This window comes from Pantoea sp. EKM20T (genome assembly GCF_011800485.1).
Lineage (GTDB): Bacteria > Pseudomonadota > Gammaproteobacteria > Enterobacterales > Enterobacteriaceae > Pantoea > Pantoea agglomerans.
Window position 1 is genome coordinate 122,479 of the sequence record NZ_JAALFW010000006.1, and the last position, 12,599, is coordinate 135,077.

Genomic DNA, 12,599 nt, shown 5'->3' on the forward strand with positions numbered 1-12,599 from the left:
CCTTTTAAGGTGTTGCCTGAACCGGCGCTTCTGGCACCGGCGGGATAAAGATATGATCCAGAATCGCCCGCATTACGGGTGCCGCAGTAATCCCTTCGTTGCCACCATTCTCCAGAATTAACGCTACCGCCACTTTCGGGTCATTAAAGGGCGCAAAGGCGGTGTAGAAGATATGGTCACGCAGCCGTACCGGTATCATTTTCGCGTTATAGGTCTGGTTCTGGCGCAGGCTGAACACCTGCGACGTCCCGCTTTTCGCAGCGATGCCATAGGGTGCCGTGTGGAAATATTTATACCCGGTGCCGTTGGGTGCGTTAGCCATGCCAAACATCGCGTGGCGTACCAGCGACCAGTAAGGTGAATGAGGATCGCCAATCTGCGCTTCATGCTGCTGCGGATGATAGTTCTCCACCAGCGTGCCGCGCTGGGTTTTCTCCAGCAGATGGGGGGCAATGACCCGACCGTTATTAATCAGCGCCACCATCGCTTTCACCATCTGAATGGGTGTCGCAATCCAGTAACCCTGTCCGATACCGACTGAAACCGTATCGCCCTGATACCAGGCCTTTTTATGCACCTTCTGCTTCCACTCACGGCTCGGCAGTAAACCGCTGTACTCCTCATTCAGATCGATACCGGTCGATTTGCCATAGCCAAACTGGCTGAGCATAGTGTGAATGCGATCGATGCCCATCATGAACGCCACCTGGTAGAAGAAGGTGTCGGCAGACTCTTCGATTGCCCGCGTCACATCCAGCATGCCGTGCCCGGTTTTTTTCCAGTCGCGATAGCGCCGGTCCGTGCCTGGCAGCGTCCAGGTGGGTGCGCCAAAGAATTGCGACTGCGGCGTAATCACATGAGTCAGCAGCGCCGACATCGCCATGTAAGGCTTCACCGTGGAGGCGGGCGGATAGAGTCCCTGCGTGACGCGGTTAATCAGCGGCAGGTCTTTATCCTGTAGCAGCTTTTTGTAGGCCTGATAGCTGATGCCTTTCACAAACGGATTGGGATCGTAGCTGGGGCTGGAGACCATCGCCAGCACGGAGCCGTCGTGCGGATCTTCAATCAGCAGCGCCGCACGCTGCCCCGCCAGCAGGCTTTCCACATACTGTTGCAGGTGCAGATCCAGCGTCAGCGTCAGGTTTTTACCCGCGACCGGCGGTACCTCTTTCAGCACCCGCACAATGCGGCCATGATTATCCACTTCCACTTCCTGATAACCCGGCTTGCCGTGCAGCAGCGCTTCGTAATAGCCCTCAATCCCCTGCTTACCAATGTTATGGTCAGCCGCATAGTTTTCGGCGATGCCTTCCGCATTCAGCCGTTTATAGTCGTTATCGTTGATTTTCGACACATAGCCGATCACATGCGCCAGATCCGCGCCATAGGGATATTCACGATCCTGGTAGGTCTCAATGCTGGCGCCGGTGAAGTGAAACTGATTGACCGCAAAGCGGGCGACCTGCTCTTCAGTCAGCTCCTCTTTCAGCACCACCGGCTTGTAACGGCTGGTCTGCTTCAGCGCATGGCGGAAGGTGTCGATTTCGTCCGGCGTCAGATTAACGATCGGCGTGAGTGCCCGCAGCGTGGCGTCCATGTCGCTGATTTTGTAAGGCGTCAGCGTAATGGCGTACCAGCTGACGTTTCGCACCAGCGGAATGCCGTTGCGGTCATAAATCAGCCCGCGCGTCGGGGCGATGGGGATCATTTTGATGTCGTTCTGGTTAGAGCGCGTCTGGTAATAGCCATGATCACGCACCTGTAAGCGAAAAAGGTTTACGCCAAGAATGGTGAAACAGAGACAGACCAGAGCAAAGGCTATTGCAGCGCGGCGGGCAAACAGCTTCTCTTCAGCTTCGAAGTTACGAAAGTTCATCAGGGGGCATTATCAGGCGATTAATTATTATCTGTTATTGCGCACCATGATAAAGCGCGATCGCGGGCGTGCCAGCGCGAAGATGCACAAGCCTGACCAAAAGTGTGTCATTTGATGTGAATGTTACCGGGACGGCGAGGCGGGAAAATGCAGATCCCCCGGTTAAGGGGGATCTGCGCAGGGGGATCGGGCAGCAGGCGTCAATGCCTGCCACGCTGATTAATCACCCAGCAGAACAGACTCCAGCGCAATCTTGATCATGTCGTTGAAGGTGGTCTGACGCTCAGCAGCGGTGGTCTGCTCGTGCGTACGGATGTGGTCTGATACGGTGCAGATGGTCAGCGCTTTAGCACCGAACTCTGCGGCCACACCGTAGATACCTGCAGCTTCCATCTCAACGCCGAGGATGCCATATTTTTCCATCACGTCGAACATCTGCGGATCCGGGGTGTAGAAGAGATCGGCAGAGAAGATGTTACCCACGCGCGCTTCAACACCCAGGTTTTTCGCCGCATCAACCGCGTTACGCACCATGTCGAAGTCAGCAATCGCAGCAAAATCGTGATCTTTGAAACGCATACGGTTCACTTTGGAATCGGTGCAGGCACCCATACCAATCACGATGTCACGCAGTTTTACATCGGCACGCACGGCACCACAGGAGCCCACACGGATGATCTTTTTCACGCCAAAGTCGGTGATCAGCTCTTTGGTGTAGATGGAGCAGGAAGGAATACCCATTCCATGGCCCATTACAGAGACTTTGCGGCCTTTATAGGTGCCGGTGTAGCCCAGCATCCCGCGCACGTTGTTCACTTCTACCGGATTTTCCAGGAAGGTTTCAGCAATGTGCTTTGCACGCAGCGGATCGCCAGGCATCAGCACGACGTCTGCGAAATCGCCCATTTCAGCATTAATATGAGGGGTTGCCATTGTTTAATCCTTATTAAATTGCTGATTTACAGCATGTTCTTGCCATAGTCCATCTCGGACAGGCCAAAATAGTGTGCAATTGTCTGACCAATATCGGCGAAAGTTTCGCGGTAACCGAGTGAACCCGGCTCGACTTTCGGTCCGTAGATAAGAATCGGAATGTGCTCACGCGTGTGTTCAGTACCTTCCCACGTCGGGTCACAGCCGTGGTCAGCGGTCAGGATCAGAATGTCATCTTCTCCGACTAACTCCATCAGCTCAGGCAGACGACGGTCAAACAGCTCCAGCCCGCCCGCATAACCGGCAACATCACGACGATGTCCCCAGGTTGAGTCGAAATCAACGAAGTTAGTGAAAACAATCGCCTGATCCGGCGCGGTTTTCATCTCCTGAATCGTCGCGTCAAACAGCGCATCCAGACCGGTCGCTTTGACCTTTTTGGTAATGCCCTGCTCAGCATAGATATCGGCGATTTTACCCACGGAGATCACGTGACCTCCCTTCTCATCCACCAGCTTTTTCAGCATGGTGGCGGATGGTGGCTCAACTGCCAGGTCGTGACGATTGCCGGTGCGCTCGAACTGACCCGCTTTGTCGCCCACAAACGGACGGGCGATAACCCGGCCGATGTTGTAGCCACCCTCGGTCAGCTCTTCACGGGCGATTTCGCACAGCGCATAGAGTCGATCCAGACCAAAGGTCTCTTCGTGACAGGCGATCTGGAACACCGAGTCCGCAGAGGTATAGAAAATCGGCTTGCCGGTTTTCATGTGCTCTTCGCCCAGCTGGTCGAGGATCACCGTACCTGAAGAGTGGCAGTTCCCGAGATAGCCCGGCAGATCTGCGCGCTCGACCAGTTTGTCCAGCAACTCCTGTGGGAAGCTGTTCTCTTTGTCGCTGAAGTAGCCCCAGTCAAACAGCACCGGCACACCGGCGATCTCCCAGTGGCCTGACGGCGTATCTTTACCTGACGAAAGCTCGCTGGCGTAAGCGTACGCGCCGGTGATTTTCGCCTCAGGATCCAGACCTGCCGGGAAGCGGCCGGTCGACAGCTCTGCGGCTTTGCCCAGACCCAGCGCGGTAAGATTAGGCAGATTCAACGGGCCTTTACGTCCCTTGTCTGCTTCACCCCTGAAACAGGCTTCGGCGATGTGACCTAAAGTATCCGAACCTGCGTCGCCGAATTTATCGGCATCTTTACTGGAGCCAATTCCAAAGGAATCGAGAACCATAATAAAAGCACGTTTCATGCAAGTCTCCTGCGCATCGGCGCGTGACAAGTCAAAAAAAAGCGATCAGATCAGTATACCCGAATGCATCGCAGCTGGCACCGGTTACCGGTCAGTTAGCTGATATCGCTCACACGGCGATAGACAACCGGCGTCTCAGCCGGGGCAGAATCACCGAGCACCAGCGCGGCTTTGACCGCGGCGGCGGCCTGCTGCCATTTGTCTTCGCTGCTGGCGTGAATGATCGCCAGTGGACGCTGCGCATCGGCACGTTCGCCCAGGGTGATCATGTCGCTTAAGCCGACGCTGTAATCAATACTGTCGCTGGCACGCTGACGTCCGCCGCCCATTGCCACCACCGCCAGACCCAGCGCACGGGTATCCATGCTGCTGACGATGCCTGGCTGGTCGGCATACACCGGCTTGCTCAGCATTGGCGCGGGCAGATAAGCGTCGTAGCGTTCCACGAAATCGGCAGGTCCCTGCTGGGCAGCGACCATACGACCAAATACCTCGGCTGCTTTGCCGTTATCCAGCACCATCATCAGCTTCTGACGCGCTTCGGTGTCGCTGGCGGCCAGTTTGCCGGAGACCAGCATTTCGCTGCAGAGCGCCAGCGTCACTTCCAGCAGGCGCGGATTCCGCTCTTCGCCGGTCAGGAAGCGAACCGCTTCACGCACTTCCAGCGCGTTACCGGCTGAGGAGGCGAGAACCTGGTTCATATCCGTCAGCAGTGCGGTGGTCTGGCAACCTGCGCCATTGGCGACGCCAACAATTGACTGCGCCAGACTTTCTGACGCCTCATAGGTTGGCATAAACGCGCCGGAACCCACTTTGACATCCATCACCAGTGCATCCAGCCCTTCTGCCAGCTTCTTCGCCAGAATCGAGGCGGTAATCAGCGGGATCGAATCGACGGTGGCGGTGATGTCACGCGTGGCGTAGAAACGCTTATCCGCCGGTGCCAGCGAGCTGGTCTGGCCGATAATCGCCACACCCACCTGCTTGATGATCTCGCGGAAGCGGTCATCGCTCGGGAAGATATCGAAGCCCGGGATCGCTTCCAGTTTATCCAGCGTGCCACCGGTATGGCCAAGGCCACGACCCGAGATCATCGGGACATATCCGCCGCAGGCCGCGACCATCGGCCCTAACATCAGCGACGTCACATCGCCGACGCCGCCGGTCGAGTGCTTATCCACCACCGGGCCATTGAGATTAAGTGATTTCCAGTTCAGTACCGTACCGGAATCACGCATCGCCATGGTCAGCGCGACCCGCTCAGGCAGCGTCATATCGTGGAAATAGATGGTCATCGCCAGCGCGGCAATCTGACCTTCCGAAACGGTGTTATCACGCACACCATTGATGAAGAAGCGAATCTCCTCTTCAGTCAGCGCATGGCCGTCACGTTTTTTGCGAATTATTTCTTGTGGCAGGAACAAGGTAACCCCCTGGTTCAGGGAAATCAGGATGGGGAACAGGCGGTCAGCGACCGCCTGAAGGATCAGTAACCCGCTTTGCTGGTGTCGCTGTCATGACCCAGGGTGTTGAGCAGGCTCGCCAGCAGGCTTGATGCACCAAAGCGGAAATGACGCGCATCGGCCCAGTCGGCACCCAGCGTCTCTTCCGCCATTTTCAGATAGATAGCGGCATCTTCAGCGGTGCGCACGCCACCAGCGGGCTTAAAGCCAACCTGCTGGCTGACGCCTTTATCACGGATCACGTTCATCATGATCTGCGCTACTTCAGGCGTGGCGTTAACCGGCACTTTACCGGTAGAGGTTTTGATGAAATCGGCACCGGCATCAATGGCAATCTCAGAGGCCTGACGGATCAGCGCTTCCTGCTTCAGTTCACCGGTTTCGATGATCACTTTCAGCAGTACATCTGCTTCGGCACAGGCGGTTTTACAGGCTTTCACCAGATCGAAACCGACCTGACTGTTACCGGCGATCAGCGCACGATACGGGAACACCACATCCACTTCATCGGCACCGTAGGCGATAGCGGCGCGGGTTTCTGCCAGCGCAATATCAATGTCGTCATTGCCGTGCGGGAAGTTAGTCACCGTGGCGATGCGGATCTCCGGAGTTCCCTGCTCGCGCAGCGTTTTACGGGCAATCGGAATAAAACGCGGATAGATACAGATTGCGGCGGTGTTGCCTGCCGGGGATTTGGCCTGATGACACAGGGCGATCACTTTTGCGTCGGTGTCGTCGTCATTCAGGGTGGTTAAATCCATCAGTTTCAGGGCGCGCAGGGCAAGGTCTTTGATATCGGTCATGAGGCTCTCCAAAGGATCGGGGTGCAACCCACCGGCTCGCCGGCGGAATGTTATAATAATAACACTCTGATGCGGCCTGATATGTGCCAGGAGTCACATAGGAATAAGAAATTAATGCAACATTGCCACGTTTACTGTGACTAACATTACAGATAACGGTACCTGATGGTCATTATACGCCAGCGGGTGCAATGTTACTATTATCACATTTAAGCGCGAAGGCTGCAGGTCGGGTGAGACGCGGGGGGTCAGTTGCGCAGCGCCGGGAAAGCGGGGTCGAGCTGAAATAGCTGCTGACTGTTGTGCCACAGCGCATCGGCAATCTCCTCAGGTGACTCTTCACGCAGGCTGCAGAGCACCTCCCACACCTGACGCGCCCGCTCCGGACGATTAGGCTGGCCCTGAAAGCCCTGCAGCGGCATATCGGGTGCATCGGTTTCCAGCAGCAGCGAAGAGAGCGGCAGCTGCGCCACGGTCTGACGGGTTTTGCTGGCGCGTTCATAGGTAATGGTCCCGCCGATGCCAATCGCATAACCCAGCTTAATAAAGGCCTGCGCCTGCTGCAGACTGCCCGCAAAACCATGCACCACGCCACGGCGCGGCAGATCGTAACGACGCAGAATCTGCGCCAGTTTGTCATGAGTGCGGCGCGAATGCAGGATCACCGGCAGCTGATACGCTTTCGCCAGCTTAAGCTGCGCCTCAAGAAAGCGTTGCTGCTTATCAAACTGCGGATCGTCGCGATAGAGATCCAGCCCGATCTCGCCGATCGCCACCAGCTTACGCGGCCGCTGTTGCAGTAAGGTTTCCAGCTGGTCGAGATGGGCCTCCTGATGATTTTCGATGACGATTGGATGCAGGCCCAGCGCGGCATAGAGCGCCGGTTGCGCCGCGGCTAACGCGCAGACCCGCTCAAAGCGGCTGGCATCGATCGCCGGAACGATAATCTTTTCCACGCCAGCTTCTGCAGCACGTGCCAGGCTGCCAGAGATATCCCCTTCAAACGGCGGAAAATCGAAGTGGCAGTGCGTATCGATAAACTTCATGCCAGCGATCCTTTGTCGTAATCAGCATCATTATCCGCCAGCGGCGGTGTGATGATGAGGCGGGTATCGGGTGCATTGGCTACCGGAGCAGGCGGCGTAACGATACGCGCCGTGGTCATCGGTTCCGCATCGCTCAGCCACTGGCCCAGCGTGGCGAGGAAATAGCGACCGCAACGCCGTCCCAGATGATAATCCTGATTCAGTGAAGCGATGCGGCTCCCCAGCGCACTGCTGGCCAGCGCATGCAGCGGAAAGATTTCGATAATGCGCAAATCATCGGGCGGATTCTCAATGAACTGCTGAATTTCCCGATAGCTCTGTTCATGTTTATTCAGCACGTTGATCATCGGCTGCAGTGTGCCGGTGCTGAGCCAGCGTTCCATCCGCTTAAACCATTTCGGGGTATAGAACATCTGCGACGGCACGGTGCGGATCACCACAATGGTATCAGCGCCACGGCGCGCGGCTTCACGCACCGGAATCGCATCGCTGATGCCGCCATCGAGATAGCTGATCCCTTCCAGACTGACCCCCAGCCGGTAAAACCCGGGAATGGCACTGGAGGCTTTGATCAGATCCAGCCAGTTATCGGCGGTCGGATTGAAGTAGCCGGGCGTGTAGTCGTCACTGCGGCAGGCGCACATATAAAACTCGCGGCCGCTGGAGAACAGCTGTTCCGCGCTGCTCATCGCCAGCGGAAATTCACTGCGGGTAATATCTATCAGCCAGTCGAGGTCGATCAGATTGCCACCACGCACAAAGCGCAGCGGATCAAAGAAGAGTTTACTGGTGGTATAGCGGGTAATCACACGTCGGGCATAGCCGGGCTGACCACAGACAAAGGCAGAAAGATTTTGTGCACCGGCAGAGGTGCCGAGCATCAGCTGAAAGGGGTTGAATCGGGCACGCTGAAATTCATCTAATACGCCTGCGGTGAAAATGCCGCGTTGACCGCCGCCTTCACAAACCAGCGCAATTTTCTGAGATTTAAACGGAGTCAGGGCCAGAGGTTCAATGGCGCCGAGCGTGACAGGAATGCGTATACCCACTGTACGAACCTCAAAAAGGGGTTCCGGGTCTGCTGGAGGATCGATCCGTTAAAGACGGCAGCATTCCGGAGAACCAGTCATATGTTCCTTTAACCGGCAGGCCAGCAGGGCTGGCTTACCTTGCAGCGATGTGAAGGTGTCCCTCTCTTCACGTCAGTCGCTACAGATGACTGGTCTCCGCTCTATGCTTTGCGTTGCATTACACTGCAGGACTCATCGGCTAAAGCTTTTTACGGCCGGTAAACAGGCTGATGAGGAACAGGATAATACCAACGACGAAGACAACTTTAGCTGCCCATGCTGCTGTGCCCGCTAAACCGCCAAAACCTAACGCTGCAGCGATCAGTGCGATCACCAGAAAAATAATGCCCCAACGAAACATAAGCCTCTCCTTACCCTATTTAAAAATCGAATATTTAAAAATCGATCTGCTTATTTCATCCCCGGATGGGTATCTTTTATTCGTGCGGCCACAGAAGTGACCGCACGCAAGCTTAAGATTTAACCGTCAGGTCATTCTTAACGCTTTTCACGCCTTCAATGGCTTTAGCAATGCTTTCTGCACGATCTGACTGTGCCTGATTAGCAACCTGCCCTGAAAGCTGAACAACGCCGTCGGTGGTCTCAACTTTTACGTTGCGCGACGGAACAATGTCATCCGCTAATAGCTTAGCTTTAATTTCGCTGGTCGTGGCGGTATCGCCCGCATAACCTTTCATTGATGATGCTTTGCTGTCTCTGACGTGTAGTTTGTCGCTGACGGATTTAACACCTTCGATTTTCTGCACCACAGCCACAGCCTTCTCAGCCTGATCCTGTGAGGTGACGAAACCGCTTAAGGTCACGACGCCGCTATGCGTTTTTACCGAGATATCCGTGCTTTTAATTGCGTCATCATCTACCAGTGCCGCTTTGGCTTTGGCGGTGATGCCGCTGTCATCCATATAACCATCGACTTTTTTCATAGAACTATCGATTTTTGAACCCGCGCTGTCGGCTGTCTGTGACGCTTTCTGCGACATTGATTCGTCAGCCAGTGCGCTGCCGCTGATCAGTGCTGAGCCAATCATGGCGGCCATCAGGGTTTTAGCAATCTTAGTCTTGTTCATCGATATCTTCCTTCTATCAGTTAACTCACCCAAAAACTGTGGGCGCAACAGAGGCACAGGTGCCGCTGCGTTACAGGACGTAAGGACAAGAGAAGTCTCTTCCGCCGTCCGATAGAGTAATCATAGACGGCATTTTGCAATTTGCCTGGCTAACTGGTTGATCACACGTCAAAACAGAAGAAAAACGGGGTTTTTAGGAGGAGTCTGGAAGGAGGAAAATAGGGCCACTCCCAGCTGGAATGGCCCGGAAACAGGCGATTAGTGCTCGCGCGTTTTGCGGAAACGGACGTCGGGGTAACGTTCCTGCGTAATATTAAGATTAACCATGGTTGGCGCGATATAAGTCAAATTATTGCCGCCATCGAGCGCCAGGTTAACTTCGTTTTTGCGCTGGAAGTCCTCAAACTTTTTCGCGTCGCTGCATTCAACCCAGCGCGCCGTAGAGACGTTGATCGCTTCGTAGATCGCTTCGACGTTATATTCGCTTTTCAGACGGGCAACCACCACATCGAACTGCAGCACCCCGACCGCGCCCACGATCAGATCGTTGTTATGCACGGGACGGAACACCTGTACCGCACCCTCTTCCGACAGCTGAACCAGCCCTTTCAGCAGCTGTTTCTGCTTCAGCGGATCGCGCAGACGAATACGGCGGAACAGCTCTGGCGCGAAGTTCGGAATACCGGTGAACTTCATGTTTTCACCCTGAGTAAAGGTGTCGCCAATCTGAATGGTGCCGTGGTTATGCAGGCCGATGATATCGCCAGGATACGCTTCTTCAACGTGCGAACGGTCGCCCGCCATAAAGGTCAGGGCGTCGGAGATCACCACATCTTTGCCGGTGCGCACCTGACGCAGCTTCATCCCTTTTTCATATTTACCGGACACCACACGCATAAAGGCCACGCGGTCGCGGTGTTTCGGGTCCATGTTGGCCTGGATCTTAAACACGAAGCCGGTGAACTTCTCTTCTTTCGCTTCAACCGTACGGGTGTCGGTATCACGCGGCATCGGACGCGGTGCCCATGCCACCAGGCCATCCAGCATATGGTCAACGCCAAAGTTACCCAGTGCGGTGCCGAAGAAGACCGGCGAAAGTTTGCCGCTCAGGAAGGCTTCCTGCTCAAACTCGTGCGATGCGCCCTGTACCAGCTCCAGCTCTTCACGCAGCTGTGCCGCCAGATCGTCACCGACTGCGGTGTCGAGATCCGGGTTGTTCAGCCCCTTCACGATGCGGACATCCTGAATGGTGTGGCCTTTACCGGTCTGGTAGAGATAGGTCTCATCTTTGTAGAGGTGATAAACCCCTTTGAACAGTTTGCCGCAGCCGATAGGCCAGGTGATCGGTGCGCAGGCAATTTTCAGCTCGCTTTCCACCTCATCCAGCACTTCCATCGGGTCGCGGATGTCACGGTCAAGTTTGTTCATAAAGGTCAGGATCGGCGTATCGCGCAGACGGGTAACTTCCATCAGCTTACGGGTACGATCCTCGACGCCTTTAGCGGCATCAATCACCATCAGACAGCAGTCAACCGCGGTCAGCGTACGGTAGGTATCTTCCGAGAAATCTTCGTGACCCGGGGTATCCAGCAGGTTCACCAGGCTATCGCGATAGGGGAACTGCATCACCGAGGTGGTAATGGAGATACCACGCTGCTTCTCCATCTCCATCCAGTCCGACTTAGCGTGCTGGTTAGAGCCACGGCCTTTTACCGTACCGGCGGTCTGGATAGCCTGTCCGAACAGCAACACTTTTTCGGTAATGGTGGTTTTACCGGCATCCGGGTGCGAAATGATCGCGAAGGTGCGGCGGCGTGCCACCTCTTCTAAAAAGGGATTAGACATGGAATTCTTCTCAATAGGCAGCGCAACTTACTGGCGCTGCTGATAAATCACGGTGGCCGGCAGAACCTTACCGGCGGGTAAACGGTGCCAAAAACGATCTTTCATCGTTGGCGGGTCAGCGCGAAGTTACATTGGCGTGAATTCCGGTTACCTGGTCAGCTTTAAGGCGGCATAGCATACAATATTTTGCGCGCGGCGGCGAACAGCGGCGGCGGAAATTGTTGCCCGCCGGCGCGCAGTGGTCAAAACAGATGACAACCCGGCACACACTGTGCAGGATAAAGGTTTTCATTTTCAGGGAATCACCCATGAGCGCCAGACCGGTCCCCCTGGAGGGCCGTATTCGACAATACTGGGATGAGCTTTCCCTTCACGAACAACGGCTGGCGGAAGTACTGCTCGCGGCACCCGGCCAGCTGGCGATGAATACCGCCACGGAACTGGCGCAGAGTGCGGGCGTCTCCAAAGCGACTGCCACGCGCTTTTTCCGTCATCTCGGCTATGAGAGCTACGAAGCGGCGCGTCGTCAGGCGCGGGAGATGCAGAACAGCGGCTCGCCTCTTTATCTGCACTCAGGCTCGAGTGCCTCGCCCCTCGATAGCCTGATGCAGCACCATCTTGAAAAAGAGATTGCCAATCTGGTCAATACCTTCCGCTCGCTGGAGGGGGAAACGCTGCAGGCGTGTGTTGAGGCGATAGCGGGGGCGCGTCGCGTCGTGGTGCTGGGCTGGCGTCACAGCCAGACTATCGCTGCCCTGATCTATCGTGATCTGCTGCACGTCCATCCCAGCGTTTCGCTGCTGCCACGCGCGGGCGATTCGCTGGCCGAACAGCTGGCGGCTCTCGGCCCGCAGGATATGGCAATCTGCGTCGGTCTGCGCCGCCGGATGCCCGCGCTGGATGCGGCGATGACGGCACTCAGTGCGCAGCAGGTTCCTATGCTCTATCTCTCCGATGCACTGGCGGGCAAACCAGCACGCCACGCGCGCTGGACACTGCGCTGCCACACCGACGGCAGTCTGATTTTCGACAGCACCGTGGCGCTCTCCGGCGTCTGTAACCTGCTTTGCTCGCTGGTGGCGCGCCATTCAGGCAAGGCGGGCAGCGATCGTCTCGCCGCCATCGAAGTTCTGCACCAGCAGCTCGACGAGCTCGAATAGCGCGCCATCCTGGCGCATTTTTGTTCAACTGATGCCCTGAAAAGGTGCACCGCTGTCCGGCATGT

At 56.0% G+C, this 12,599-nt stretch carries 11 protein-coding genes; 1 reads left to right on the plus strand and 10 read right to left on the minus strand.

The features are described 5' to 3' along the window. Positions 1 to 4 precede the first annotated feature (4 nt). The 10 genes from mrdA to prfC all read right to left on the minus strand — a co-directional run bounded on the left by mrdA (position 5) and on the right by prfC (position 11,374). Positions 5 to 1,876: a penicillin-binding protein 2 gene (gene mrdA, locus HFD94_RS12670; RefSeq protein ID WP_045139630.1), complete on the minus strand. Its 1,872-nt coding sequence runs from the start codon at positions 1,874 to 1,876 to the stop codon at positions 5 to 7. A gap of 219 nt (positions 1,877 to 2,095) precedes the next feature. Beyond that, positions 2,096 to 2,809, minus strand: coding sequence for a purine-nucleoside phosphorylase (gene deoD / locus HFD94_RS12675; RefSeq protein WP_010248951.1), 714 nt, complete (start codon positions 2,807 to 2,809; stop codon positions 2,096 to 2,098). A gap of 26 nt (positions 2,810 to 2,835) precedes the next feature. Next, positions 2,836 to 4,059 (minus strand): phosphopentomutase, encoded by a 1,224-nt coding sequence (deoB, locus tag HFD94_RS12680; protein WP_122889625.1) that lies wholly within the window; start codon positions 4,057 to 4,059, stop codon positions 2,836 to 2,838. Between the two features lie 95 nt (positions 4,060 to 4,154). After that, positions 4,155 to 5,483: a thymidine phosphorylase gene (deoA, locus tag HFD94_RS12685; RefSeq protein ID WP_122889624.1), complete on the minus strand. Its 1,329-nt coding sequence runs from the start codon at positions 5,481 to 5,483 to the stop codon at positions 4,155 to 4,157. Positions 5,484 to 5,545: 62 nt separating this feature from the next. Beyond that, a complete protein-coding gene (gene deoC / locus HFD94_RS12690; RefSeq protein ID WP_010248957.1) occupies positions 5,546 to 6,325 on the minus strand; it encodes a deoxyribose-phosphate aldolase in 780 nt (259 codons plus the stop codon). A gap of 248 nt (positions 6,326 to 6,573) precedes the next feature. Then, a complete protein-coding gene (locus HFD94_RS12695) occupies positions 6,574 to 7,371 on the minus strand; it encodes a TatD family hydrolase (RefSeq protein ID WP_010671095.1) in 798 nt (265 codons plus the stop codon). Then, on the minus strand, positions 7,368 to 8,420 hold the full coding sequence (locus HFD94_RS12700; protein ID WP_167433182.1) for a patatin family protein: 1,053 nt from the start codon (positions 8,418 to 8,420) through the stop codon (positions 7,368 to 7,370). Before HFD94_RS12700 ends, HFD94_RS12695 begins: the two co-directional genes overlap by 4 nt. A gap of 220 nt (positions 8,421 to 8,640) precedes the next feature. Beyond that, positions 8,641 to 8,802, minus strand: a complete 162-nt coding sequence (locus tag HFD94_RS12705) for a DUF1328 domain-containing protein (protein ID WP_003848537.1) — start codon at positions 8,800 to 8,802, stop codon at positions 8,641 to 8,643. Between the two features lie 112 nt (positions 8,803 to 8,914). After that, entirely contained in the window at positions 8,915 to 9,529 is a 615-nt protein-coding gene (osmY, locus tag HFD94_RS12710; RefSeq protein WP_010671097.1) for a molecular chaperone OsmY, read from the minus strand. Between the two features lie 258 nt (positions 9,530 to 9,787). Further along, positions 9,788 to 11,374 carry a peptide chain release factor 3 gene (gene prfC / locus HFD94_RS12715; RefSeq protein ID WP_010671098.1) on the minus strand — a complete coding sequence of 529 codons (1,587 nt, stop codon included), beginning with the start codon at positions 11,372 to 11,374 and terminating at the stop codon, positions 9,788 to 9,790. A gap of 308 nt (positions 11,375 to 11,682) precedes the next feature. Here prfC and HFD94_RS12720 point away from each other — a divergent pair, with 308 nt between their 5' ends. Continuing rightward, positions 11,683 to 12,534, plus strand: coding sequence for a MurR/RpiR family transcriptional regulator (locus tag HFD94_RS12720; RefSeq protein WP_122889622.1), 852 nt, complete (start codon positions 11,683 to 11,685; stop codon positions 12,532 to 12,534). Positions 12,535 to 12,599: the final 65 nt, after the last annotated feature.